The organism is Jeotgalibaca sp. MA1X17-3 (assembly GCF_021513155.1).
In the GTDB taxonomy this organism is placed as follows: domain Bacteria; phylum Bacillota; class Bacilli; order Lactobacillales; family Aerococcaceae; genus Jeotgalibaca.
In genome coordinates, this window is the sequence record NZ_CP090983.1 from 481,118 (window position 1) to 506,265 (window position 25,148).

25 protein-coding genes and 2 pseudogenes are annotated in these 25,148 nt (G+C 35.4%); 17 read left to right on the forward strand and 10 right to left on the reverse strand.

All coding sequences use genetic code 11. The features are described from left to right. The first annotated feature begins 437 nt into the window (after positions 1-437). Both ltrA and LZ578_RS02410 read left to right on the forward strand, forming a co-directional pair. Entirely contained in the window at positions 438-2,333 is a 1,896-nt protein-coding gene (ltrA, locus tag LZ578_RS02405; protein WP_235145760.1) for a group II intron reverse transcriptase/maturase, read from the forward strand. A gap of 120 nt (positions 2,334-2,453) precedes the next feature. After that, the gene (locus LZ578_RS02410) at positions 2,454-4,073 is read left to right on the forward strand and encodes a type IA DNA topoisomerase (RefSeq protein WP_235145761.1); all 1,620 of its coding nucleotides are present in this window, start codon (positions 2,454-2,456) and stop codon (positions 4,071-4,073) included. Between the two features lie 88 nt (positions 4,074-4,161). Here the strand turns inward: LZ578_RS02410 and LZ578_RS02415 are convergent, their stop codons facing one another. Together LZ578_RS02415 and LZ578_RS02420 are read right to left on the reverse strand one after the other, a co-directional pair. After that, the gene (locus LZ578_RS02415; RefSeq protein WP_235145762.1) at positions 4,162-4,947 is read right to left on the reverse strand and encodes an aspartate dehydrogenase domain-containing protein; all 786 of its coding nucleotides are present in this window, start codon (positions 4,945-4,947) and stop codon (positions 4,162-4,164) included. Between the two features lie 20 nt (positions 4,948-4,967). Next, entirely contained in the window at positions 4,968-5,753 is a 786-nt protein-coding gene (locus LZ578_RS02420; RefSeq protein ID WP_235145763.1) for a hypothetical protein, read from the reverse strand. Between the two features lie 320 nt (positions 5,754-6,073). Here LZ578_RS02420 and LZ578_RS02425 point away from each other — a divergent pair, with 320 nt between their 5' ends. From LZ578_RS02425 to LZ578_RS02470, 10 genes and pseudogenes are all read left to right on the forward strand, one after another. Continuing rightward, complete coding sequence (locus tag LZ578_RS02425) at positions 6,074-6,970, forward strand: DMT family transporter (RefSeq protein ID WP_235145764.1); 897 nt, start codon at positions 6,074-6,076, stop codon at positions 6,968-6,970. 215 nt (positions 6,971-7,185) lie between these two features. After that, positions 7,186-7,491, forward strand: a complete 306-nt coding sequence (locus tag LZ578_RS02430; protein WP_235145765.1) for a hypothetical protein — start codon at positions 7,186-7,188, stop codon at positions 7,489-7,491. Positions 7,492-7,502: 11 nt separating this feature from the next. Further along, a pseudogene (locus tag LZ578_RS02435) lies at positions 7,503-8,060 on the forward strand (ABC transporter substrate-binding protein); the annotation flags it as partial. 123 nt (positions 8,061-8,183) lie between these two features. Then, entirely contained in the window at positions 8,184-8,426 is a 243-nt protein-coding gene (locus LZ578_RS02440) for a hypothetical protein (protein WP_235145766.1), read from the forward strand. Beyond that, positions 8,410-9,414, forward strand: a complete 1,005-nt coding sequence (locus tag LZ578_RS02445; RefSeq protein ID WP_235145767.1) for an ABC transporter permease — start codon at positions 8,410-8,412, stop codon at positions 9,412-9,414. The genes LZ578_RS02440 and LZ578_RS02445 overlap by 17 nt, the downstream gene beginning before the upstream one ends. 88 nt (positions 9,415-9,502) lie before the next feature. Beyond that, a complete protein-coding gene (locus LZ578_RS02450) occupies positions 9,503-10,081 on the forward strand; it encodes an ABC transporter permease (RefSeq protein ID WP_235146381.1) in 579 nt (192 codons plus the stop codon). A gap of 4 nt (positions 10,082-10,085) precedes the next feature. Beyond that, positions 10,086-11,024: an ABC transporter ATP-binding protein gene (locus LZ578_RS02455; RefSeq protein ID WP_235145768.1), complete on the forward strand. Its 939-nt coding sequence runs from the start codon at positions 10,086-10,088 to the stop codon at positions 11,022-11,024. A 262-nt stretch (positions 11,025-11,286) separates the two neighbouring features. Further along, positions 11,287-11,710, forward strand: a pseudogene (locus tag LZ578_RS02460) (TVP38/TMEM64 family protein). Between the two features lie 4 nt (positions 11,711-11,714). After that, entirely contained in the window at positions 11,715-12,299 is a 585-nt protein-coding gene (locus tag LZ578_RS02465) for a CDP-alcohol phosphatidyltransferase family protein (protein WP_235145769.1), read from the forward strand. Positions 12,300-12,315: 16 nt separating this feature from the next. After that, positions 12,316-13,740, forward strand: a complete 1,425-nt coding sequence (locus tag LZ578_RS02470; RefSeq protein WP_235145770.1) for an NAD(P)/FAD-dependent oxidoreductase — start codon at positions 12,316-12,318, stop codon at positions 13,738-13,740. A 64-nt stretch (positions 13,741-13,804) separates the two neighbouring features. Here the strand turns inward: LZ578_RS02470 and LZ578_RS02475 are convergent, their stop codons facing one another. From LZ578_RS02475 to LZ578_RS02505, 7 genes are all read right to left on the reverse strand, one after another. Beyond that, on the reverse strand, positions 13,805-14,884 hold the full coding sequence (locus LZ578_RS02475; protein WP_235145771.1) for an FAD-dependent oxidoreductase: 1,080 nt from the start codon (positions 14,882-14,884) through the stop codon (positions 13,805-13,807). 194 nt (positions 14,885-15,078) lie between these two features. Then, positions 15,079-15,357, reverse strand: coding sequence for a chorismate mutase (locus LZ578_RS02480; protein WP_235145772.1), 279 nt, complete (start codon positions 15,355-15,357; stop codon positions 15,079-15,081). Continuing rightward, positions 15,350-16,447, reverse strand: coding sequence for a chorismate synthase (gene aroC / locus LZ578_RS02485; protein WP_235145773.1), 1,098 nt, complete (start codon positions 16,445-16,447; stop codon positions 15,350-15,352). Before aroC ends, LZ578_RS02480 begins: the two co-directional genes overlap by 8 nt. Beyond that, the gene (gene aroA, locus LZ578_RS02490; RefSeq protein WP_235145774.1) at positions 16,428-17,681 is read right to left on the reverse strand and encodes a 3-phosphoshikimate 1-carboxyvinyltransferase; all 1,254 of its coding nucleotides are present in this window, start codon (positions 17,679-17,681) and stop codon (positions 16,428-16,430) included. Before aroA ends, aroC begins: the two co-directional genes overlap by 20 nt. Beyond that, a complete protein-coding gene (gene aroB / locus LZ578_RS02495) occupies positions 17,678-18,766 on the reverse strand; it encodes a 3-dehydroquinate synthase (RefSeq protein ID WP_235145775.1) in 1,089 nt (362 codons plus the stop codon). Before aroB ends, aroA begins: the two co-directional genes overlap by 4 nt. Positions 18,767-18,784: 18 nt before the next feature. Further along, positions 18,785-19,825: a 3-deoxy-7-phosphoheptulonate synthase gene (aroF, locus tag LZ578_RS02500; protein WP_235145776.1), complete on the reverse strand. Its 1,041-nt coding sequence runs from the start codon at positions 19,823-19,825 to the stop codon at positions 18,785-18,787. Positions 19,826-20,011: 186 nt separating this feature from the next. Then, positions 20,012-20,380 (reverse strand): hypothetical protein, encoded by a 369-nt coding sequence (locus LZ578_RS02505; protein WP_235145777.1) that lies wholly within the window; start codon positions 20,378-20,380, stop codon positions 20,012-20,014. 523 nt (positions 20,381-20,903) lie between these two features. On the opposite strand from LZ578_RS02505, the gene aroE reads away from it, so the two are divergent. The 4 genes from aroE to LZ578_RS02525 are packed head-to-tail and all read left to right on the forward strand — an operon-like array spanning position 20,904 to position 23,524. Further along, positions 20,904-21,719, forward strand: coding sequence for a shikimate dehydrogenase (gene aroE / locus LZ578_RS02510; protein WP_235145778.1), 816 nt, complete (start codon positions 20,904-20,906; stop codon positions 21,717-21,719). Continuing rightward, positions 21,716-22,237 carry a shikimate kinase gene (locus tag LZ578_RS02515; protein ID WP_235145779.1) on the forward strand — a complete coding sequence of 174 codons (522 nt, stop codon included), beginning with the start codon at positions 21,716-21,718 and terminating at the stop codon, positions 22,235-22,237. Before aroE ends, LZ578_RS02515 begins: the two co-directional genes overlap by 4 nt. A 2-nt stretch (positions 22,238-22,239) precedes the next feature. Next, positions 22,240-22,674 (forward strand): type II 3-dehydroquinate dehydratase, encoded by a 435-nt coding sequence (aroQ, locus tag LZ578_RS02520; RefSeq protein WP_235145780.1) that lies wholly within the window; start codon positions 22,240-22,242, stop codon positions 22,672-22,674. Between the two features lie 13 nt (positions 22,675-22,687). Then, positions 22,688-23,524, forward strand: coding sequence for a prephenate dehydrogenase (locus LZ578_RS02525; RefSeq protein ID WP_235145781.1), 837 nt, complete (start codon positions 22,688-22,690; stop codon positions 23,522-23,524). A gap of 105 nt (positions 23,525-23,629) precedes the next feature. Here the strand turns inward: LZ578_RS02525 and LZ578_RS02530 are convergent, their stop codons facing one another. Next, the gene (locus tag LZ578_RS02530; protein WP_235145782.1) at positions 23,630-24,280 is read right to left on the reverse strand and encodes an SDR family oxidoreductase; all 651 of its coding nucleotides are present in this window, start codon (positions 24,278-24,280) and stop codon (positions 23,630-23,632) included. Between the two features lie 185 nt (positions 24,281-24,465). Here LZ578_RS02530 and LZ578_RS02535 point away from each other — a divergent pair, with 185 nt between their 5' ends. Next, positions 24,466-25,137: a haloacid dehalogenase type II gene (locus LZ578_RS02535; protein ID WP_235145783.1), complete on the forward strand. Its 672-nt coding sequence runs from the start codon at positions 24,466-24,468 to the stop codon at positions 25,135-25,137. Positions 25,138-25,148 lie beyond the last annotated feature (11 nt).

The following is a 25,148-nucleotide window of genomic DNA, read 5'->3' on the forward strand; positions in this document are numbered from 1 at the left end:
GTATGGTGAGAATGTGGTAATACACTGACGAACTGGCGAATGTACATCCCTACGACTGGCCTTGAGAAATCTAGGTTCATCATTTTGTGGTTTAGTAAGAATTCATTCTATGAAAGACCATGCAACGTTAAAGGCGTTGGATAAAATGGTGGGATATAGTCAGCACCTAACCTAATGTAATATAGATAGAAATAGGGCAACGTGGAAAGCTAGAAACGTGGAGAGGACACACTCTATGAAGCGTTATAAGGGAATGCGTAAGTAGCGAATAACCTTGTTTAGTTCTAGTGAGAGCAGTGGCATGAGCGTTGATGTTCTTGTAATGAGAACGGAGCAATAGCCACAAGTCAATTTAGTTTAAATTATCAGAAACCCTAATCATTTTTCATAGGTTCGTGTAAGACAACTAAAACACGTCCGTAAGGAAGTGATTAACTATGAGTAACAAGCAATCGGTGGAACTGAAAGATAGCAAGCTAAGGCATTCGGAATACTATGGCATGACTGATATATTTGATTCGCTCTATCTCAAAAGTTCCGAAAACGTAAATTTCAAGAATCTTATGCAATACGTCATTCTTGATGATAATCTACTTCTTGCATACCGTAACATAAAACGGAATAAGGGTAGTTATACAGCAGGAATTGATAATCAAACAATCAAAGATGTTGAAAAACTTAGTACCGATGAATACCTAACAATCATGAAGAAACGCTTTGCTTGGTATCAACCTAGAAAAGTCAAACGTGTCGATATACCGAAGCCAAACGGCAAAACAAGACCGCTTGGAATTGGCTCGATATGGGATAGGTTGGCACAACAAAGTATTCTTCAAGTGCTGGAACCAATCTGTGAATCGAAATTTAGCGAACACAGTTATGGTTTTAGACCCAACAGGTCAGTAGAACAAGCAATAGTTGCCTGTGGAAACAGAATTAACTTCAACCAATGTAAGTTCGTAGTTGATGTCGATATCAAAGGTTTCTTTGATGAAGTATGTCATAGCAAATTGATAAAACAGCTATGGACTTTAGGCATTAGAGATAAAAAGTTACTTGCCATTATTGGTAAAATGCTTAAATCTCCAATAAAAATGCCTAACGGCAAGGTGGTAATTCCAACAAAAGGAACTCCACAAGGGGCTGTACTTTCACCCCTGCTTGCTAATATTAACCTTAATGAGTTTGATTGGTGGATGTCTAATCAGTGGCAGGACCGTCGCTGCAAAGAAATTATCAACCAATATGCCGAAGGTAAAGGGGAAGTTAAATCTAATCACTACCGAAAACTTAGGTCAAGCACGTCACTAAAAGAATTCTACTATGTCAGATATGCGGATGATTTCAAAATCCTCTGTAAGGACAAAGACACCGCTGAACGCATTTTCAATGCCAGTAAGATGTGGTTGGAGGATAGACTTAGACTCCCTATTTCGACTGAAAAATCAACGATTACCGAACTGCAAAGGGAACGAAGTACGTTCCTAGGTTTTGAAATTAAAGCTGAAAAGAAAGGCGAAAGATATGTCATGCACACTCACGTGTCGCAAAAGGCTATCGAGAGTATCAGATTTCAACTCAAAAATCAGATACGTGCAATTCAAAAATGCCCAAACTCAAATCAAACAGCTGTTGAAATTAGTAGATATAACGCTTTAGTGATAGGTATTCACAATTATTACGGAATTGCTTCGCATGTTGCAACTGATATAAACGGAGTTCACTACTCTACAATTAAGAGTATGAAAAACCGATTACGTGGCTTAAGCAAATCAGGTGAATTCAAAACCAAAGATAAAGGCATTCTAAGATACATGAAATCTAAAAATATGAGATTTCTTTGTGGTTGTCCCATCATTCCTATTGGATATGTCAAGCACAGAAGACCAATAGGTAAAAAGAAAAGTGTGTGTAAGTATTCTTCGGCAGGAAGAGCTGAAATACACAAAAACCAAACCCTTGTATCTGAATATGTCCTCCAATGGTTACGAAAGAACCCTGTAATTAACGAAAAAGCAACGATTGAATATAATGATAATAGAATATCTAAATTTGTCGCCCAACATGGTAAATGTGCAGTATCCGGTCGTGAGCTGTTGTTCAATGAAATTCATTGCCACCATATTACACCTTACCATGTCTCTAAAGATGACAAATATAACAATCTAACGATTGTTCATAGTGATATTCATAAATTGATTCACACAAATGAACCAAGGTTATTTTATTCAATATCTAATTCGTTTGACTTAAGTCAAAGTCAGTTAGACAAGCTTAATAAATTTCGTATAAAAGTCGGTAACAAAGCTATTCAATATGAAAATGATTACTAAGAGGAAATGGGAATGTACGTAACCAAAAATGTTACCAGATTAGGGAAACAAAGATAAAACTAAATTGAGGGAACGCCGTGTGCGGTGAAAATCGCACGCACGGTGTGGAGCGGGGAAAAGTTGGAGATTACTTCAAAGACTTACCTATCGCTATACCTATCTCGTTTGTACACTCTTTATATGCAAAAGAACGGTATGCAAGGTGTTTTTAGTATTGGACGAGTACAAACCCCTACTCTTTATTTGCTTTACAAACGTAATAAAGAAATTGAACAGTTCATTAGTAAACCATTTTTTGAACTTTTTGCTAATTTCCAACATGAAAAAGGAGATTATCAAGGGAAATATGCTAAGCGTTTCGATAGTGAAGAAGAAGTAAACGACTTTAAAGAAAAAAATGCACTAACGGATCCATCAAAAGGATTAGTGGAAGAAGTGCAAACCGTAGAAAAGAAACTATACGCTCCTAAACTTTTTAGCTTGTCAGATTTACAAGCCGCTGCCAATAAAAAATTTGGCTATGGTGCTTCTGACACACTGAAAACGATCCAAGGATTGTATGAAAAGAAACTTATTTCGTATCCCCGAACGGATTGTACGTTTATTGGGAAACCAGAGTTTACCTATCTAAAAGAAAATCTTTCTACATACTTGAATCTAGTAGGGGAAACAATTGAAACTCCTCAACTAAATGAAAATAAACGCTATGTAAATGGTTCTAAAGTTCAAGAGCATTACGCGATCATTCCGACTAGAACGGTCATAAATGTCGAGCGATTAGCACATAATGAGCGAAATCTTTACAAATTAATTTTATATCGAACACTAGCAATTTTTGAAAAACCATATGTCTACGATGAAACAAAAATAATGACTACCATCCATCAAGTTCCGTTTAAAACAATTGGAAAAGTTGAAAAACAACTAGGTTGGAAGCAACTTTATGTAAAAGAGAAAAAAGAAAAACAGGAAGTGGAACGAACTTTACCAAATGTCTCTAAAGGAGATTCGGTAAATAGTACATTGGAAACTAAAAAAGGGATGACGCAACCGCCAAAGTATTACACAGAAGGAACCTTAATTACTGCAATGAAAAACGTTGGGGGAACTAGTGAAAACAAAGAGAATAAAGATATTTTAAAAGAAACAGAAGGAATCGGAACAGAAGCAACGCGTGCAAATGTGATTGAAACGCTTAAGAGACAAGAATATATAACCATTCAAAAGAAAAATATAATCGTTACTGAAAAAGGTAGTATTCTTTGTGAAGTTATTCAAAATGATGAAATTACAAATGCAGATATGACAGCTAAGTGGGAGAAATATCTTAAAAAAATACGTAATAAAGAGGGGACACAAGAAGCATTTTTAAAGAGTATTACAAATTTTGTTACTCACTTGATCAATAAAGCTCCTGAAACTTTTAAAAATTCGAATATGAAAGAACATGTGCAAGAAATCAAAATAGATCACGCAATGGGACCTTGTCCAAACTGCCAAAAAGAGATAATTGATAAAGGGAAGTTCTATGGATGTATCGGTTATCGAGAGGGATGTACGTTTACCTTACCCAAAAAATGGAGCGAAAAAAGGTTGACGAAGAAAAATATAAATGATTTGTTGACGAAGAAAGAAACCACAACCATCAAAGGGTTTAAAAGTAAAAAAGGAAACTCATTTAGTGCCAAATTACGACTAAATGAAAATAAATTAGAGTTCATCTTTGCAGATAAAAAATAAAAAAACTACTTAAAAAGCATCATCCAATCATTACGCAGTGATATGATTGGATGATGCTTATTTATGTGGTTGTAATTGTAAATTCAGTTTAAAATACCACAGTAGATACAGCATTGCGAAGGATGGTTACAACACTCCATGCGGCTATATTATAGTTTATTGTAAAAATATTTAAATCTATTTCTACTTCTTGGCCTTTTACATGAATATGATATTCATCACCTCTAAAATTAGGAACGGCATGAATTTTAAAATGAATGTGATCAGGGCCGACTGTCGCAAGGGCGCTTGCCATAGCAACATTATAAATATATGGAAATTCTTGCATAAGTTTGGTTATACTTCCTTCAAATACGGTTTCTGTTTCTGTAATATGGAGTAATTCATTTCTAAAGAAAGGGGAATGATACAAGTGTTGTGGTACCTTTTTAGATGTCATCGTTACGTCTACTGGACCCATTAGAGCAGCGGTACGTATTAAATCAAATCCACCTACTGCTCCGCCGGGAAGATATATTCTTGAATTATTTTCTTGGGCTGTTTCTTTTAATGATTGAAAAAACTCTAAATCAGATAGGATGGATGCAGATAGGATAACGAGGTTTGCTCCACCTTTTAACACTGTTTTCCCATAATCTAACAAGGCAGTACGCGAAGCTGCTTCTACTACAAAATCAGGTTCTAAATTCATAAGTTCTTCGATTGTAGAGCATGGCTTACAATTATAATGGCTCGCTATCACTTGTGTTTTCTCAGGATTACGTCCTAATACTCCAACTAATTCATACCCTTCAAGAATGCCACTTTTAACAGCATGTGCCACATGCTGATTTAAATAGCCATAACCAAGTAATGCTAATTTTTTCTTTTTCATATTTCAACGCTCCTAATAAGTTATATAACTACCGTTGCAATTGCATTTTGAAGGGTTTGAACAACACTCCACGCTGCAAATTTGTGATTTTCTGAGACAACTTCCACTTCTATTTCTACTTCGGGTCCTTTTGCTTGGATTTTATGATCATATCCTTTAAAATCAGCAACGAAATCAACATGTACATCTACATGATTAGGACCATTATTCGCATAAGATGTCGGGATAATAGCATGATTGGGTTCTGGATGTTGATCCATGTGTACTTTAGATTGGCCTTCAGAAGCTGTTTTAGATTTCATATTACCGGTTTCATTTTCATCAATGTAAATAAAGCCACTGAACCTATCTTCAGATTTTTTAGAGGTTAAGGAAGCTTCTATAGGATTCATGATAGAGGCTGTATGTAGAAGGTCTAATCCTCCAACTAGTCCACCAGGAAGATAGATATTCACACCTTTTTCTGCTGCTGCGTTCTCTAATCTTTCAAAAAAATCGGAATCTAAAAGTGTAGAGGTTGATAGCAATACAATGCTTACTCCACTTTTTACTATTTTTTCTCCATAATCCAATACCGCTTGATTGGATGCTGCTTCTGCAACAAAGTCTGGTTCTAAAGCAATTAATTCTTCGATAGTCGTACAAGGCTTACAATTATATTTTTCGGAAACTTCTTTTACTTTTTCAGGGTTTCTCCCCATCACTCCAACAAGATCATATCCTTGTAAAATGCCACTTTTAACCGCATCTCCTACAATCTGGTTTAAATAGCCACAACCAAGCAATGCTAATTTCTTCTTCTCCATCGTATAAGACCTCTCTTTTCACGCTTTATTAACGTACTATATATTTATATAAATGTTTTGAATATTAATGTTACCATAGAAAAAATAAAAAGGGGAATCATCCTCCAAACTTTCAAATGGAGATGAATGAGGGTATGATTGAACTAGTTGATTCATATACTAGATAATTTCTTGTAAAGTAAAGAGAAAAAAGGATAAATAATAGTGAAAAGAGGGAAAAACAGAGGTGCAATCTAACTTATAAATACTTTTAAATACTAAAAATGATAACAGAACAACAAAAATTTATTTTATCTGTTAAAAAAGAAAGAGGTAAGAAAATGAAAAAGAACTTTCCAATGCTCGCTGCAATTGCATTTTCAATTATTGTTGGTTTTTCCTTTCTCTTTGTCAAAATAACTTTGACGTACGAAAATCAATCCCTTATTCTTGCTCAGAGATTTTTATTTGCATTTTTAAGTATCGTTATTTTTTCTATTATTCGGCGTGTTGATTTACGGTTAAATAAAAAGGAAATCATAATGATCTTTTTTATTTCCATATTCTATCCGATTTTATTCTTTAGTACACAAATAATAGGGTTAGATAAAACTACGGTTACAGAAGCAGGAATCATTCAAGCGACCGTTCCGGCGGTTACCGTTTTGTTTGCAGGACTTATCTTAAAAGAACGAGTAAACAAAATACAGATTAGTGGTATTTTATTAAGTATGATTGGTGTTGTATTTTTGCAAATTATGGGCTCAAATGGAAACTATGAGTTTCATTTGTTTGGGAATGTACTGATTATTGCATCCGTATTTGCTACCGCTATTTGGCAAGTGCTATCTAAGCGTACAAGTAAAACCGTTAAACCAGTTCAAATTGTCATATACGTGATCACGATTGGCTTTTTGTTTTTTAATAGTTTTTATTTTATAAAGGGAGGAACGGTTGGTAAATATGTTTCTTCATTAGGAACGCTACAATACGTAGGATCGATTTTGTTCCTAGGAGTACTATCAACCTTTGGCACGGCTTTGTTATCCATATATGCTATCTCAAAGTTACCAGTCATCCAAGTGAGTGTGTTTAATAACGTAGCGACATTGATTACGATTCTGTCAGGTATTCTAATTCTAAAGGAGCCTTTTTATTTCTATCATATAATAGGTGCAATCATCATTATTTCTGGAGTACTGATTGTGAATTTAAAGAGAAATAAAGTGAAAATATAATGGACATAGAACATTAAAATGTAAATAAATAAAGCAAATGACTTTTGTCGTTTGCTTTTTTTATGGAGCTAAAAAGTATGAAGAGTTCATTTCCTACAAGATTTGTTATTATAATGGTATATTATTTTAGAAGCCATAAAATACAAATACAAATAGCAAGTTAAAATTTATACAAAATATAGATTTATGATTCGATAGTGAGGAGAAAAAGAACGATGTGGAAAGGAAAACCATTATTAACTGTACTACTATTTCTGTTTTTCTTGTCTGCTTGCTCAAATAATCAAGTAGAAAGTGGAATAACAGCAGAAGAATTGATGCAAAAGAAATGGGAAACAATCGAAAAAGAAGCAGAAGAAACTAAAGTAAGCCTCTATATGTGGGGAGGGGACGAAGGGGTCAATCAATATATCGATGGGTGGGTTACTCCAAAATTAAAAGAGCAATATAAAATAACTCTACGTCGAGTTCCCATGGAATCACCTGAAGCACTAAAGAAATTATGGGATGAAAAAAAGTAAAAGAAACAGAAGGAACGATAGATATTATTTGGCTTAATGGCGAAAATTTTGAAAATGCAAAAGAAAATGATTTATTATTTGGTCCATTTTCAAACCAATTACCAAATGTAATGAATTATGTAGATACAGAGGCTTTGGATGTACGCTATGATTTTGGAACAAAAGTAGAAGGAATGGAAGTGCCTTGGGGAAAAGTTCAATTTGTTTTTCAATATGATCAAAATAAAATAGCAAAACCTCCTCAAACATTTGAAGAATTAAAAGAATGGATCAAAAAAAATCCAGGTAGATTTACATATCCTGATCCAACTGATTTTACCGGAAATGCTTTTTTACGACATTTATTTTATGAATCAGTTGGAGATGTAGAAACAATTTTAGAAAAGGGATTTGACCCTTTCTTTGCTAAAAAAAATAGTCAAAAAATGTGGGGTTTTTTAAATGAAATAAAACCTTTTCTATGGCAAGAAGGAAAGACATATCCTAATAATCTTGCATACTTAGATCGTTTGTACAGTCAAGGGGAAGTCTATATGACGATGGGATACAATGAGGCAAGAGCGGAATAATTAGTTGAAAAAGGGATATTCCCTGATTCCACTCGCTCCTTTACTTTGGAATCTGGCTCTATCGGAAACACTCATTTTTTAGCGATACCGTTTAATAGTCCAAACAAAGAAGGTGCTTTATCAGTGATAAATTTCTTGCTCTCTCCCAATGCACAATTTAAAAAATTAGACTCATCTTATTGGGGAGACAATACATCGTTGGATTTATTTAAACTTTCTAAAGAAGATCAAAAAAGATTGGAACAGATTGATAGAGGACGTACCGTTCTACCAATTGAAGAACTAAAGAAATCTTTACTACCAGAAATTGATGCTGAATATGTACCGTGGTTAAAGGAGAAGTGGATGGATGAAGTGGTACGATAAAAATAAACCGTATCTATTAGTTGGACCGGCAGTTTTTCTCGTGCTTTTAATAGTAGGATACGGTTTATTAATGATTTTTCTACAAAGTATCATGTCGAGCGGATCACCAAGTTTAGAAATATATCGAATTCTATTACGGGATGAGAGTTTTCAAGATTCCTTTCTTTTTAGTATAAAAATTGCATTCGTTTCTACTGTACTATCACTTGGAATTGGAGTTCTGCTCGTTCGATCAACTTTTCCTTTGTTAAAAAGAACTGCTCCAAAGTTAGTATCCTGGTTACCTATGCTCTTTCCCCATTTTATATGGGGATATATGTTCTATCTTTTATTTTCTCAAACAGGACTTTTTTCTACATTTTTAAATATATTGGGAATAATATCTATACCAGAAGACTTTCCTCAGTTATTTATGGGTTCATCTGGATTAGGAATGATGATAACGTATATCGGAAAAGAAATTCCGTTTGTTATTTTAATGCTATTACCGGTTTACGAACAACTTTCTCATTCAGAAAAGGAGTTAGTCTATACACTAGGAGGAAAGAAGGGATCTGTTTTTAAATATGTTGAATGGCCCTACGTTTTCCCGGTATTAGTAGAAACGTTTGTTATAACCTTCTCTTTTGTACTAGCTGCCTATGAAGTTCCAGCTTTACTGGGTGCTACTTATCCTAAGATGGTTTCCGTGTTGAGTTATAACTGGTTCTTTGGAACAGATTGGGAAAAGCAACCGTACGCATTTGCTACAATGGTACTCATCACTATTTTCATTGTTTTTTTTGTTGTGATTCTATCTTCTATTACCAAAAAAAGTAGAAAAAATCTTCATCAAAATCAAAACGATGGAAAAAAGCTAGAGTCAATAGGCTCTTTTTCCGCGTTTTCTTTTTTTAATAATTGCAGTTATGAGTTTATTTCCTACACTTTTTCTACTACTATCGAGTTTTGCGAGCAAATGGGAGTATGGTCAAATTTTACCGAATGATATTTCTATTCGAGGATGGCGAGTTCTTTTTCTCCAACAACCTTATCTTTGGGAAGCTATTTTTACTTCAATTGGAATTGTATTATTGGTGCTATTCTTAAATCTAGTGATGGGAATTCCTGCAGCAAATGCCTTAGCTTTTTACGAGTTTAAATGGAAATCTGCGATTGATATCCTATTACTTTCACCTCTTTTCATTCCGGTTTTAGCTGTAGCGATGGGGATTAATATGACCTTTATTCGTTTAGGAATTGCTAACCATTGGTTGGGTGTTGTCCTGATCCATACCATTTTAACGTTGCCGTATACGATTCGAATTTTACGGGCAGGATTTGAAAGACTTGGGAAAAGACAAGGAGAATTAGCAGCATCTTTGGGAGCTAAATCTTTTCGAGCCTTCTATTTTATTTACTTCCCTCAGTTATTGCCTAGTATAAGAAGTATTATTTTTATTGTTACCGTTGTTTCATTGAGCCAGTATTTTGTGACAGCACTTATAGGTGGAGGAACTGTATTGACCTTACCTTTTCTTTATTTTCCTTTCTTTCAATCCCCAGATCAGTCCATTATTGCTAGCTTTTCGTTATTATTTGCGATGATACCAATTGGAATATGGGCAACGATTGAGTTATTATTAAGAATTTTACTACCAAAGAAAGGTAGGTAATGTTATGGAAAATGTATATATGAATCTGATAGATGTATCAAAAACCTATCAACACAAAAAAATTATAGATATCGACCAACTATCTATTCGAAAAGGAGAAATCATTTCTGTAGTTGGACCCTCAGGAATAGGGAAATCTACGCTATTAAAAATGATTGCTGGATTAGAGGGATATGATACAGGAGATATTATTATTGATGGATATTCCATGAATGGAGTATCTCCACAAGAACGTCCGGTTATTTATCTTTTTCAAGAATCCTTGTTGTTTCCTCATTTAGATTTACTCGAGAATGTAACGTTTGGATTGAGGATGGCTAAAGTTAAAAAGAAAGTACGCGATCAAATAGGGATTGCGATGTTAGAAAAAGTAGGGTTAAAAGGATTTACAAAGAGATACCCTCATGAACTTTCAGGAGGACAAAAACAGCGGGTTGCTTTAGCTCGATCACTGGTATTGAAACCTAAAGTACTGCTTTTAGATGAGCCATTCTCAAATTTAGATCCTGAGTTAAGAAAAGATACAAGACGTTGGATGAAACAGTTATTAAAAAAAGAAGAGATGACCGTTTTATTTGTTACTCATGATTTAGAAGAAGCAATGGCATTGGGAGATCGTGTGGCAATTCTTGGAGAAGGAAGATTACAACAAGTAGCAACCCCGAGTGAACTATATGATGCACCGATTAATCCCTATGTCACAACTTTTTTGCAAAGTGGAATCTGGAAAGAAGGACAATTTATTTCTCAAAATAGTTTAATCTTTACAGAGGTTACACCAATCAAAAAAGAAAATTCATGGAAAGCAGAAGTCATCGAAGTTTTCTATAAATCTGGAGAGAACTATACAGTCGTCATTTTATCAGATACAGGAGAAAAATTAACGGTACAAGGACCCAATAAATATTCTGTAGGAAATATTGTTTATATAAAAGAAAGATAGACTGCTTATTTGAAAGGATAAAAACATGAAGAAAAAAGATTTGTTCCTTATATTAGGTGTACTTGCATTTTTAATCCTACTATTCTTTTTAAATCAAACGGTATTTAATATAGATGCAGAAACGATTCAAAGTAAAATAGTGGGATTAGGAATCATTGCGCCGTTCATGTATGTATTACTTTATTCGATACGGCCACTCATACTTTTCCCAGCATCTGTTTTGTCCTTAGCAGGAGGGCTTGCGTTTGGGCCTTTATATGGGATGCTTTTAACACTAATCGGTGCATCCATTGGAGCCTACTTATCTTTCTTAGTCTCACGAAAAATTGGGGGAAAATGGATTGAAAAAAAGTAGGTCATCGAGTGGAGAAGTTGAAAGAAGTTTTAGAAAAAAAGGTTTTATCGTTGTGTTTTTAGTAAGGCTCGTACCACTCTTTCCATTTGACTTGATTAGTTATACAGCAGGACTATCTAAAATAAAAACAAAGGATTTTATGCTTGCAACGATGTTAGGAATGATACCAGGTACGTTTGCTTATAATTTTTTGGGAGCGAATGCTTTGTCTTCTAATGTAGGGATGGTTGCATTAGCAGGTGGGCTATTTATCATTATTACATTAGTTCCAACCTTATTTCAGAAAAAAATCCGTGAACTATTAAATATGAAAGACGAAAAGGAGGAATAAAAAAATGCTTGATACACACGCAAGAAAATATGTTCAGCCTACGATTGAAAAAACAGCACGAGTGTTTTTAAAGATTGGTTGGAGCGCAAATCATGTGACGTGGGGAGCATTTTTAGTAGGAGCCTCTTCTGGTGTTTTTATTTATATGCAACAACCCTTGATAGCTATTTTAGTATTGTGGATATCTGGTTTTTTAGACGCGGTAGATGGAACGATGGCGCGTTTATCTAAGCCATCACTATGGGGGACCGTACTTGATATTACATTTGATCGAATCGTTGAAATTAGTGTCATAGTAGGATTGGCATTTGCTTTTCCAGCTTCACAATGGGCGCTTTTATTACTCAGTGTATCCATTATCCTTTCCATGACTATATTTCTTACAGTTGGAGCTGTGTCAGAAAAAAAGGGAATGAAAACTTTTTACTATCAGGCAGGTCTTGCAGAAAGAACAGAGGGATTTATTTTTTTCTCACTGATGACTCTCTTTTCAGATTATCTGATTCTGTTTACTATTCTTTTTTTCTTAGTCGAATTATTTACAGCAGGACAAAGGTTAATGGAAGCAAGAAAAATTCTAAGCGAGTAGGAAAGTTGGTAATCGAATGAAGAAATATGATGTAATTATAATAGGTGGAGGAGCCGGTGGATTAACTGTAGCTTCGGGGGCAAGTTCTCTGGGGGCTAAAGTAGCATTGGTAGAAAAAGAAGAACATCTTGGAGGAGACTGTCTACATGTTGGATGTGTGCCTTCAAAAACACTCATTCAAGCTGCAAAAGAAGTGCATGCAGCAAAAAATAAAACAACCCAGTTGGGACTTCAAGTTTCTGGCGAGATAAATATGAAAGAAGTAAAAAAGCGGGTACAAGAATCTATTTCATCTATTCAAGAACATGATAGTGATGAACGCTTTTTAAATATGGGAATTGATCTCTATAAAGGAAAGGGCACCTTTACCTCAAAAAATACGTTTATGATAAAAGATACGGAAATTTATGGAAAACGGATCGTTATTGCTACGGGTTCAAGACCGTTTGTTCCTCAAATTGAAGGTCTAGAAGAATCTGGATACTGGACGAATGAATCATTGTTCCAACAAGAAACCTTACCAAAAGAATTACTAGTACTTGGAGGAGGAGCAATTGGTTTAGAGCTAGCACAGGCAATGGCACGTTTGGGCTCAAAGGTTACTGTTGTAGAGAAACAAGATTCTCTTTTAGGTACTGAAGATGCTTCCATTCAAAAGGCAGCAGTAGAAATGTTAGAGTCAGAAATAACGTTCCATCTGAATGCGGAGGTAAAAAAAGTTCGTGTCCAAAATGATAAAAAAGTAGTCACGGTTGATCAGCATGGACAACAAAAAGAGATAGTAGTTGATGAAATTTTAGTAGCGGTAGGCCGTATACCAAATAGTGATACACTTCAATTGGATAAAATAGGAATTAAAATGGATAAAAAAGGCTATATTTTAACGAATGAAAAATTACAAACGAATGAATCCAATATTTATGCAATTGGAGATGCGAATGGTAAATTCCCATTTACACATGTAGCTGGAGAAGAAGGAAAAACGGTTGTACAAAATGCGGTATTAGGTTTTCCTAAAAAAATGAAATATGATCGAATACCTTGGATTATCTATACGGATCCTGAAATATTCCATATTGGCTTAACAGAGCAAGAAGCGAAAGAAAAAGGAATATCAACTTCTATTTATGAGGTTCCTCTTTCTGAAGTCGATCGTTTTGTAGCGGACCATGAAAATAAAGGGCTTGTCAAAATACTAACAAACTCAAAGGGGAAAATAATCGGTGCGCACGGATTTGGAAAAGGAGCAGGGGACTGGATGCAACTGGTTGTATTTGCAATTACACAAAATCATAAAATTGGAGACCTTTCGCAGATGATTTATCCCTATCCCAATCACACAGCAGCTATTCAACGTACTTCAGATTTATATTGGCGAGAAAAATTATTCTCTGGTTTTCTTCCCAAATTATCTAAAAAATATGTTCAATGGTTTAGATAAAAAGAGGAAAAACGCAATTCATCCTTGCTATACTGAGAGGATTGATTGCGTTTTTTTAAATATATTAGTAGTGAAAAGAATGCATAAACTGTTTATCGATGTAGTGTTTTATTTTCCAAGAAATTTTTCCATGAAAATAAAAAGACCCATAGGTAAGGAGCCCTTCCTGGTTACCGGTAGATAAAATAGATAAAAATCTTTTTTGAGGAGTAAAGTGAAGTAGTTTTTCTTGGTTTTCTAAGTATGCTTTTAGATTTTTTACAAGTAAGTGCCCTTGCCTCACTGCATACACTCCATTTTTAGGTAATAAAGGATACTCTTCTACCGTTACACAATCTCCAGCTCCAAAAACAAAAGGATACTCGTTATGCTGAAGTGTGCTATTAACGAGTAAAAATCCTTTCTCATCTTTGAGAAGTTCATTCTCTTTAAATAAAGGACTTGGTATAGGGCCGGTCAAAGATAAAAGATGACTCCATTCAATCCGTTGGTTTCTCTTTGTAGTTAAAACGTTTTGTTGGAGATGTTCGACTGTTTCATTTTCAATGACTTCTAGTCCTTTTCTTTTTGCTACTTGTCTTATTTTTGTAGAACCTTTTGTTCCATAAGAGGAAAGAAGACGGGAGGCACTAATTAGCGTTACATTGGCTTCTTGGTTATTGTTCTTTCGCCAAGCTGTTGTGGTCAGTGCTAATTCAAGACCTGCCGAACCACCACCAATAATTACAGGTTTTTCACCAGATCGGAATTGGTCTATGATATCTGGAAATTGATAGTTCGGTTTTATACTTTTAATAGTCGTGGAGTCAAGCAATTCAGAAATACTAGATCCAATATTAATGGAGACTACATCAAAAGGATAAATCTGACCCGAAATTCCTTTTGCGGTTTTATTGATAGGGTCTACTTCAATGATGGTATCTACAATAAATTCTACTGAATTTTCTTGACAAAGTTTTTCAATAGGGATGCGGATATCGTCTATTCCATATAAACCTTCTGTAAACCCTGAGAACATACCCGAGTAATATTGATAGGGATCTGCAGAAATCAGAATAATTTCATGGGGGATAGGGGTGGCCAGTAATTCGCGAAGAAAGATGAGATGGGCATGACCACCACCGATCAGGACTAATTTATTCATTGTATTCACTCCAGTATAGATTTCAATTATTGGAAATGGAAGCTCTATGCTATCTTAAAAGTACGTAAGGAAAAATGGAAATATTTCATCTTCTGTAGAGTTCAAATTATGGAAGGAGTTAAAAAAAGAAGAATAAAGCAGGATATTCGTTGCTGATTGATGCGACGAATATCCTGCTTTATTCATAATAGATATTAAAGTTTTAGTTGGAAAAGGTCCATTTGTGTTTGTTTCGTAATTTTCATCATCGATTGGAAGAATTGTGTTAGTTGTGGTTCAAATTGTGGATCTTTTAAACGCCCCACATTTTTTTTAATAACCATTTCTTCACGATTAGAATCTAACGTAGGTAAGTTGTGTTGTTTTTTATAAGAACCTACTTTTAATACAGTATTTAAACGTAATTCAAACAAACGAGTCAACTCTTGATCAATCGCGTCAATTTCATTCCGATACTGTTCTAACTCATTCATTTTTTTGTCCTCCTAGCATCAAGTCCATTAACCCAATAGCTGTGACGGCTTCTAAAACAGGTAGGACACGCGGAACAATACAAGGATCGTGGCGACCTTCGACCTCTAGTTCAGTCTCTGTTCCTTCTTGGATATTGATGGTCTGTTGTTTCTTCTTAATAGAAGCAGGTGGTTTTACTGCTGCGCGGAAAACAACAGGCATGCCGTATGTAATTCCACCAATGATTCCACCATTATTATTGGAACGAGTTTTGATTTTTCCTTGTTCATCATAATAATATTCATCATTTGCTTGTGAACCCCGCATTTTAGTAATGTCAAAACCAGTTCCAAATTCAATCCCTTTAATTGCAGGGACGGCAAATACGAGATGAGCGAGTTGAGATTCTACAGAATCGAAAAATGGATTTCCATATCCAGCATCTAATCCCAAGACAAATGTTTCAACAACACCTCCTACAGAGTCACCATCTTCTTTTGCTTCTAAAATTAGCTCAGTCATTTCAGCCTCTTTTTTAGTATTAAATAAAGGAAGTTGTCGTTCTTTTAATTGTTCGATTTGTTCGGTGGTAACTAATTCTTGCTCTTCGAAGGTTGTGTCTTCAATCGAGCCGATGGATTGAATGTGCGCACCAATCGTGACCCCTTTTTTTCTAAGCCATTGCTGACAAATGGCACCAGTAAATACTAATGGAGCAGTAATCCTTCCAGAAAAATGTCCACTTCCTCTATGGTCATTGTGGCCGTTGTAGCGTACCCTTCCAGGATAATCTGCTTGGCCAGGACGCATGACATCTTTTAAAATACTATAATCTTTTGAACGGGTATTGGTATTCCAAATAATAGCAGTTAAGGGAGCTCCAGTTGTTTTGCCATCTAAAAAGCCACTCAAAATTTCTGGTTGGTCTTTTTCTACACGGGGTGTAGTTAGCTCATTTTTTCCTGGTGCTCTACGGCTCATTTCAAATAAAACTTGATCCATATCTATTTTCAAACCTGGTGGCAATCCGTTGATAGTGATTCCGATTGCGACACCATGTGACTCACCAAATAGTGAGATTTGTAAATTTTTACCCCAAACTCCACTCATGTACTTTGCCTCCTAATTGCTGAAATACTTCCCAAAAGTTGGGATAAGATTTTTTAACACAATCTGTATCTTTAATGTAAATGGGTTCGTTGCAACGAGTGGAAGCAATCGCTAGCATCATAGCTATTCGATGATCCTTATGACTCCATACTTCTTTCCCGCCGGTTAGGTTAGAAACACCAGTGATCAAAAGAGTATCTTCTACAATTTTAATATTTGCTCCTAGAGTCGCTAATTCTTTTTGGGTAGCGACTAAACGATCGCTTTCTTTAATTCGTAGACGCTCTAGATTGATGATTTTTGTTTTTCCTTCTGTAAGAGCCGCAACTAAAGCAACAACAGGAATAATATCTGGAACTTGAGCTCCATCAATAACGCGTTCTTTTTCAGGCGAATCATTACTCAACGTTTCTAAAATAGTTAGAATATCTCGATCTCCCTGTAGCGAAGTAGAGCTTAAACCCTCTATGGAAAGGTTGTTTCCTAACGCATTTGCACTTAACCAGAAGGCAGCTTGGGAATAATCACCTTCTACTTCATAAGAACAGGCTGTGTATATTTGATTTCCTTTGATATGAAATTCTTGCTTTGTCTCATCCAGTTCAATAACGATACCAAATGACTTTAATACACTAAGAGTTAAATCAATGTACCCTTTTGATTCTAAATGAGTCGTAATCTTTAAAATAGAATCTCCTTTTAATAACGGTAGTGTTAATAATAACCCGGTAATAAACTGAGAGCTGATATCACCACGCATTTCATAGAGACCAGGTGTCAATGCCCCTTGCACCGTTAAATGGAGTTCTTCTGTTTCTTTTTGATGGTAGGGAAGGGATTGCTGGTTAAATATTTCCTGATACGGTTCAAGTGGTCGCTTCCCCAAATGACCTCTACCAACGAAGGTTGTTTCGCCAGTAAATAAAGTTGCTAAAGGAATCAGAAAACGTAAGGTAGAACCTGATTCATTACAATCGATTGTCCGAACCTCTTTGGCTGGTTGACTACCAACCCCGTCAATAGTCAGGATCTGGTTTTCATAAGAAATAACAGCTCCAAATGAACGCATTCCTTCCATAGTTGCAATAATATCATCCGATAACTGAATATTCTTAATGATACTGCGACCTTGTGCTAAGCTGGCACAAATAACAGCCCGATGAGCCATACTTTTAGAAGGAGGAGCGATTACGGATCCTTTTATTTTTCCAGGAGCCAGTGTTAAATTCGTCAATTTGTTATCCCTCCAATAGTTAAAGAATCAAAAAATGATAGGGCAGTTGGTTTATTTTGAGCATGCCCGATGTCTGTTAGAACAACAACAGTTAAACTACCATCGATATTTTTTTTGTCTTTTTTGATGTAAGACAGCAAATGAGGGTAATCCTCATGATCGGTTAGTTCAGTAGGTAAGTGGTGTTGCTGCAAAAGAGTTACTAATCGCTCAGTCGTTCCCACTTTAGTTAGTTGTTTTGTTTCTGCAATCCTTGATATCGCGACCATACCAATGGCAACGCCTTGACCATGTGTGTATTTTTCATAATGATAGTAAGCTTCAATGGCATGACCAAGGGTGTGACCAAAGTTCAAAATCATCCGTTCTCCAAGGTCTTTTTCATCTGCCTGTACAATATTTTTTTTGATCGTACAGCAGGTTTCAATGAGCCAATCAATTTTTTCCATCACTTCTGTACGCGAAGTCAGTTCCAGGAGTTGATTAAATAGAGATAAATCTTTTATGCATCCATATTTAATGACTTCGGCCATTCCATCTGAAAAGGCCGAATCAGTCAACGTTTCTAATACTAATGAATCAATTAAAACCAGAGAAGGGTGGTAAAAAGCACCCACTAAATTTTTTCCTTCAGGTAAATCAACCCCAACTTTTCCTCCGACACTGCTATCCACTTGCGCAAGTAAAGTAGTAGGGATTTGAACAAAGGAGATTCCTCTTAGATAAGAAGAAGCTACGAAACCGGTAATATCACCGATTACACCTCCACCTAAGGCAATGATTAAGTCACTTCTTGTCAAACCAAAGGCAGCTAAAGAACTATAAATTGCTGGCATGGAATCAAACGTTTTGGTTTGTTCGCCAGGAGGTAAGACTATACAATGAACGTCAAACCCGGCTGCTTCTAAATCAGTTATGACAGAAGCTCCATAATATCCGTGGACGGTTTCATCTGTGATGACAGCAATTTTTGAGCCAGTAAATATTTTGGATGTTTCACTGCCTACTTGACGAAGAATCCCTTTTTTGATTTTTAAATCATAATTTGTATCTTGTGCTGGAAGTTTAACAGTTAATACAGTCATACTTTATCCCTCATTCTTTTAGTTAGTTAGAATAGTGGATGCTTCTGCAACCGAACGACCTTCGAAAATAGCGAGACTACGGATTTTTTCCATCAAACTAGAGAATTCATCGGGAGTTAGACATTGTTCACCATCACTCCAAGCATTAGCTGGATCATTGTGAACTTCAATCATCAAGCCATCTGCACCTGCAACTACACCTGATTTTGCTCCTGCTTCTACTAAGTAAGACATTCCACCTGCATGGCTAGGATCAACAATGATTGGTAAGTGAGACAGTTCTTTCATAACAGGAACTGCTTGGATATCTAATGTGTTTCGAGTTCCAGTTTCGAAGGTACGAATGCCTCGTTCGCACAAGATTACATTATCATTTCCTGCTGCCATAATGTATTCAGCTGACATCAACCATTCTTTGTATGTTGCAGATAATCCTCTTTTTAAAAGAACAGGGGTCTGCGTTCGTCCTACTTCTTTTAGTAAGTCAAAGTTTTGCATATTACGAGCACCAATTTGAATCATGTCTACAGATTCAACAAATTGATCCACCCATTTTGTTGACATTAGTTCGGTTACAATTGGTAACCCAGTCTCAGCTTTAGCAGTTTGAAGCATTTTTAATCCTTCTAGTTCTAAACCTTGGAAACTGTATGGAGAAGTTCTTGGTTTGAAGGCTCCTCCACGTAAGAAGTTAGCACCAGCTTGTTTAAGTTGTTTAGCAATCGTTACAATTTGTTCTTCACTTTCTACCGAACAAGGACCCGCAATGATTCCTAATCGATCTCCACCAATTGTTTGATCTCCTACAGAAACAATAGAATTTTGAGGATGGAATTTTCTGTTGGCTCTTTTGTAAGGGTCGGCTACACGAATTACTTGTTCTACTTCTGGAGAAGCTTGCCATTGATGAGGATCCATCCCGGTTGTATCTCCAATTAAGCCTAAGAATTCACGTTTAATATCTGTAAAGTGACTCACAGCTAGACCTTGAGACTCTATTCTGTTTGTTAACTCCTTGATAGCACTTGCTGTAACCCCTTGTTTTAATACGATAATCATAATAATTCTCCTTTTCTCTGTTCATTTATTTTGTACAAACACCAAACCATAACTGGTTCATATCGTTCTTCAATCGTATACGCTTCTTTTTTTCTTTTTCAAATACATCCTCACTAATAATGGTGTATTTTAAATCTTTCTTACAAAAGACTGACCAGGCTTTGTATTTACTATCCGCAAATTCAATCACTGTATTTTCGTTTTCTTTGAATAAATATTTTTTAAAAAAATAGTGGTTGCGGGATGAATCATCGCTCGGTCTTGTTTATAATATTTGTTTTTAATTAAGAGCATCGGCTTTGTTTTTTTTTGAAAGACCTTTACTAACTCTACTTTATCCCAATAATCGTAGTTAAATTCTTTCCAGCCATAATCTTTTCGTGCACTTTTAAATGCTACTGGGAATAAGACATGTTGCCCGGACAGTTGGTCAAGGTTGTGTAGGAGGCTGTCAAAAGACGGATACTCCACAATGCCATCGTCTTCTGATTGCAAAAGCGATTCTGCAACCGCATAGCTGTCGGTGCTATTTGGACCTAACGTATGAATGATCATCAATTTCCTCCTCACTACATCATTAAAAACGAAAAAACGCTACACCCGTTATTCTTTGAAAGAATATCGAATGTAGCGTTGGGTAAGTTAATTTCACTTAGAAAAGAAAGTTTATTAGTTTACTTGTTCGCCCCATTCGATTTCTTTTGAAAATCTATAGGGCGACTGTTGTTAACAGCTCAAATTTCTTTAGCCTCCATAGATTATTATCGGAAGAAGCTAAAGTAATAATTATTCAATTGTGGAGCCATTACTATTTGAAGTTGTGTATTCATGTTCATATTGGTCTCTCCTCAATTCATTTTCAGCTGTTAATCAACTGTGTGCCAATATTAGCAATAAAGAAATACATTGTCAACACTTAAACAAATAATGACTTGAAAAACGGATGAATAGTCCCATTTATAGAATTTAAAATAAGGGAGATAGCAGTTCAAAAAAGAAAAGAGTATGATTATGATTGAACTTTACATTTATTTTGACTATACTTCAACACAATATCAAATGTTGGAAGAGGTGCTATATGAATTTTTACGGATTACTAGGAGAAACGCTAGGGCATAGCTTTTCACCACGTCTTCATAAACTAATTTATCAAAAAACAAAAGTAGATGCTGCTTATAAATTATTTCCATTTCCACCAAAAGAGTTACAACAAGCAATGGATGGAATTCGAACACTCTCAATTGAAGGAGTAAATGTTACCATTCCTTATAAAGAGGCTGTACTTCCTTATTTGGACGAGGTTGATTCCTTTGCAAAAAAATTGGGAGCCGTAAATACCATTAAAAATATAAATGGAAAGTTGATAGGATACAATACGGATTATAATGGTTTTGGTTTGATTTTGAACCGTAGAAATTGGGATGTGAATGGAAAAGTAGCTGTCATTTTAGGATCCGGTGGAGCAGCTAAAACAGTGGAGGCCTATCTAGTAGATCATGGAATTAGACAAATCTATATAGTGACAAGAAGTCCAGAACGGTTCGAGCATACCGAAAATAAAACGTATGTGAATTATGAAGAAGTACAGTCCTTATGTGGAGATTATTTGATTAATACGACTCCCATCGGTATGTATCCAGATTGTAAGAGCACACCAGTAAATGAAAAGACGATTCAGAACTTTGATTATATAATTGATCTCATTTATAACCCAACCGAGACAGCTCTTTTAAAGCTAGGTAGTAAAAATAGTAAACAGACAGCAAATGGATTGGATATGTTAGTAGGGCAGGCTGTTCGTGCAGTAGAGATTTGGCAAGAGAGTTCTATTGATGAAGAAATCATAGAACAGTTGATTTTTGAATGGGGAGAACAACAGGAGGATAGTCTATGAAAACAAATCTAGTACTAATCGGAATGGCAGGAAGTGGTAAAAGTAGCGTTGGGAAAATACTGAGTCAACAATTAGGTTTGGCTTTTATAGATGTCGATCTTTTTATTGAACAAACAACCCATCAGACTATTTCTGAACTTTTTGAAGTAAGTGAAGCTCATTTTAGGAAGATAGAGTCTGCAGCTTGTAAAGAAATAGCTGAAAAAGAAAGCCATACGGTTATTGCCTGTGGCGGAGGAGCTGTTCTCCATCCAGAAAATATAGAAGCGTTAAAAAAGACAGGGTGGATTGTATTTATTGATCGACCGATTGAACATATTGTCGAGGATATCGAAGTTGGTCAACGTCCCCTTTTAAAAGACGGAAAAAATAAATTATATCAGTTGCAAGAAGAACGATTGAGTATATATCAATCATCGGCTGATTTTATCGTGAATAACCATTCTACTTTAGAAAAAGTAATAGATGAAATTAAAGCTCATCTACCAAAAGAAATTACTGCTAAGAAAGGAGAATGAAAATGAAAATCGTTATTATCAACGGACCGAATCTAAACTTTTTAGGAATTCGAGAGCCAGATATTTATGGAACACAAACACTTGAAGATATAGAAACAAACATACAAAAATATGCAGAGACACAAGAGGTATCTTGTACTTTTTTTCAAAGTAATTCTGAAGGAGAAATTATTGATCGAATTCAACAAGCATATCAAGAGAAAGTAGATGGGATTGTGATTAATCCTGCAGCATACACCCATTATAGTTATGCGATTCATGATGCCGTGAAAGCAGTTAGTATACCAACCATCGAAGTCCACTTGAGTGCAATTCATGCTCGCGAATCCTTTCGGAAAGAATCTGTGATTGCTCCAGCTTGTATGGGACAAATATCAGGGTTTGGAGAAACAGGCTATTTATTAGCGATTCAGGCATTAAAAGAAAATCTATCATAAAGGAATGTAAAAAATGAAAATTGCTATTGTTGGATTAGGTGTCATTGGAGGTTCCTTTGCTATGGGTCTTCAAGCAGCGGGCTACAAAGAGGTTTATGGAATTGATATTCATAAAGAAACACTACAAATAGCTGAAAAACAAGGAATGATAAAAAAAGGTTTTTTAAATCCAGATGAAATTCTACCGGATATGGATGTCATTATGATTTCTCTTTATCCTAGTCAAATTGCACCATTTGTCGAAAAATATAAACAAGTGATGAAAGAGGGTGCCATCTTAACGGATGTGACGGGAGTGAAAACAGCGATTATAAAAGAAGTCTCTGAAATTCTTCCTGCCACTCTTGACTTTGTTTTTGCACATCCGATGCGGGGGAGTGAAAAGAAGGGAATTGAAGGTGCAGATCATAAGCGATTTATAGGAGCAAACGCTTTACTTACGCCTATTCCTACAAATAAAGAAACGTCTTTAAAATTAGTTGAAAGGCTCTATAAAGAAGTGGGATTCAATCAAGTAACACGAGTTTCCCCGGAAAAACACGACGAGCAAATTGCTTATGTCAGCCAATTGATGCATGTGTTATCGGTCGCTGTTGTAAATAGTACCCAAACTTCAGAAGAAACACTCACCTTTGCAGGGAATAGTTTTCAAGAATTAACAAGAATTGCGGACATAAATGCTGATTTATGGAGTGAATTATTTTTAAATAATCGTTCTGCTTTGGTACAATCGATTGAACAATTTGAACTGGAATTAGATCGATTAAAAGAAACGTTAGAAAAGAATGATGAACAAGAATTAAAAAAAATATTTAGGAAAGCTACGAAACAAAGAAGAGAGTGGTATTGAAAGCTATTAGAAAAAGTGTACAAAACTAAAAAAGAGAATTTCCTATGATAGGGAATTCTCTTTTTTAAATATTCAATCTATATTAGCTATATCAAAATAAATAAATTATACGCTACGAACTGCTTCTTCGACTGCAATTTCCCCACTTAATATCTCAAATTCTTTTTTAATGGTGTTGTCATGATGAAGAACTGAAACTAGAGTTTGAGCTACATCTTGACGAGGAACTTCATTGACATCATTCCCCATTCCTACTTTGATTTGACCAGTACCAGGAGTATCGACTAAGATTCCTGGATGCACAATCGTCCAATCTAGTTGAGTACGATTTTTTAACCATTCATCGGCATAGTTTTTTGCGATGGTATAAATTTGTAAGTCATTTTCCATTGCCATAGCTTCTCGACCTGTTCGGAACGTACTGACCATAATGAAACGTTTTATTCCAGCTTGTTCTGCAGCAGTCATTGCTTTAATAGCACCATCCAAATCAACTAAGATGGTTTTGTCCAGACCGCTTCCACCAGCACCGGCACTAAAAATAACTGTGTCAACTTCTTTCATTGCAGCAGCTAATTTCTCTATTGGATCTTTTACAAGATCTAAGAGGACCGTTTTGATTCCGCGTTCTTCAAAGTAACTGGCTTGCTCACTTTTACGAATCATAGCGACTTCTTCAATAGAAGAATCGTCTTTTATAAAGTCAGCAAAATAACGAGCTACCTTTCCATTTGCACCTATAATAAGAACTTTCATTTTAAAACTCCTTTCGATGATGATCATTAACTCAAGTGTACGGTAATCCGCTGTTTGGGTACAGTATTTAGCTTTCTTTTTAAAAAATGATGGCTTGTTTATAAGTGAGGAGCGTTCCATTCCTGCGTATGATTTATTTTGTGCTACCATTTATTTAGAAAGTACATTCAGAGAGGATTGATGAAATGATAAAAACAGTACTATTTGACATGAATGAAACATTATTAAATTTAAATGTATTAAAAAAGAGTTTTGATACATATTTTGAGGATCAATATATAGTTCAATATTGGTTTGCCAAGTTACTTCATTCTTCTACTGTTATAGGTGGTATGGAAGAATATACTGATTTTGGAAAACTTTCCGAAGCGGCCTTAGAAAGTGTCTTTTTAGAAAGCGGTAAAGAGCTAACCGATGAAATCAAGACTGATATATTAGGGTCATTCAGAAAATTACCAGCATATGAAGATGTATCAGAAGCTCTTCAACTACTAAGAGACAATGATATTAAAGTCATAGCTGTAACAAATTCTTCTTACGAGATGGTTAAGGAACAACTCACTCATTCAGGACTCATCGACTTATTTGATTCCTATTACTCCGTAGAAGCAGTTCGGAAATATAAACCATTTAAAGAAATCTATCACTATGTAATGGACCAAGAAAATATTAAAGCTGATGAAACAATCATGGTTGCCACTCACGATTGGGATTTATTTGGAGCTAAAAAAGTCGGATTGGTGACTGCCTATATCAAACGTAAGGAAGATCAATATAATCCTTATTGTTTAAAGCCAGATTTATCCGATAGTAATTTAATAGATTTAGCGAAACAAATAATAAATAGTAAGCTCTAAATGGATCTCTT

Bases quoted from the DNA above. Each gene is read 5' to 3' on its own strand.
- LZ578_RS02515 (WP_235145779.1), top strand. From the start codon at position 21,716: ATGAAAACAAATCTAGTACTAATCGGAATGGCAGGAAGTGGTAAAAGT.
- LZ578_RS02445 (WP_235145767.1), top strand. From the start codon at position 8,410: ATGAAGTGGTACGATAAAAATAAACCGTATCTATTAGTTGGACCGGCA.
- LZ578_RS02470 (WP_235145770.1), top strand. From the start codon at position 12,316: ATGAAGAAATATGATGTAATTATAATAGGTGGAGGAGCCGGTGGATTA.
- LZ578_RS02455 (WP_235145768.1), top strand. From the start codon at position 10,086: ATGGAAAATGTATATATGAATCTGATAGATGTATCAAAAACCTATCAA.
- ltrA (WP_235145760.1), top strand. From the start codon at position 438: ATGAGTAACAAGCAATCGGTGGAACTGAAAGATAGCAAGCTAAGGCAT.
- LZ578_RS02415 (WP_235145762.1), bottom strand. From the start codon at position 4,947: ATGAAAAAGAAAAAATTAGCATTACTTGGTTATGGCTATTTAAATCAG.
- LZ578_RS02530 (WP_235145782.1), bottom strand. From the start codon at position 24,280: ATGAAAGTTCTTATTATAGGTGCAAATGGAAAGGTAGCTCGTTATTTT.
- LZ578_RS02525 (WP_235145781.1), top strand. From the start codon at position 22,688: ATGAAAATTGCTATTGTTGGATTAGGTGTCATTGGAGGTTCCTTTGCT.
- LZ578_RS02420 (WP_235145763.1), bottom strand. From the start codon at position 5,753: ATGGAGAAGAAGAAATTAGCATTGCTTGGTTGTGGCTATTTAAACCAG.
- LZ578_RS02430 (WP_235145765.1), top strand. From the start codon at position 7,186: ATGTGGAAAGGAAAACCATTATTAACTGTACTACTATTTCTGTTTTTC.
- LZ578_RS02465 (WP_235145769.1), top strand. From the start codon at position 11,715: ATGCTTGATACACACGCAAGAAAATATGTTCAGCCTACGATTGAAAAA.
- LZ578_RS02475 (WP_235145771.1), bottom strand. From the start codon at position 14,884: ATGAATAAATTAGTCCTGATCGGTGGTGGTCATGCCCATCTCATCTTT.
- LZ578_RS02535 (WP_235145783.1), top strand. From the start codon at position 24,466: ATGATAAAAACAGTACTATTTGACATGAATGAAACATTATTAAATTTA.
- aroQ (WP_235145780.1), top strand. From the start codon at position 22,240: ATGAAAATCGTTATTATCAACGGACCGAATCTAAACTTTTTAGGAATT.
- LZ578_RS02480 (WP_235145772.1), bottom strand. From the start codon at position 15,357: ATGAATGAGTTAGAACAGTATCGGAATGAAATTGACGCGATTGATCAA.
- aroE (WP_235145778.1), top strand. From the start codon at position 20,904: ATGAATTTTTACGGATTACTAGGAGAAACGCTAGGGCATAGCTTTTCA.
- aroB (WP_235145775.1), bottom strand. From the start codon at position 18,766: ATGACTGTATTAACTGTTAAACTTCCAGCACAAGATACAAATTATGAT.
- aroF (WP_235145776.1), bottom strand. From the start codon at position 19,825: ATGATTATCGTATTAAAACAAGGGGTTACAGCAAGTGCTATCAAGGAG.
- LZ578_RS02505 (WP_235145777.1), bottom strand. From the start codon at position 20,380: ATGATCATTCATACGTTAGGTCCAAATAGCACCGACAGCTATGCGGTT.
- aroC (WP_235145773.1), bottom strand. From the start codon at position 16,447: ATGAGTGGAGTTTGGGGTAAAAATTTACAAATCTCACTATTTGGTGAG.
- LZ578_RS02425 (WP_235145764.1), top strand. From the start codon at position 6,074: ATGAAAAAGAACTTTCCAATGCTCGCTGCAATTGCATTTTCAATTATT.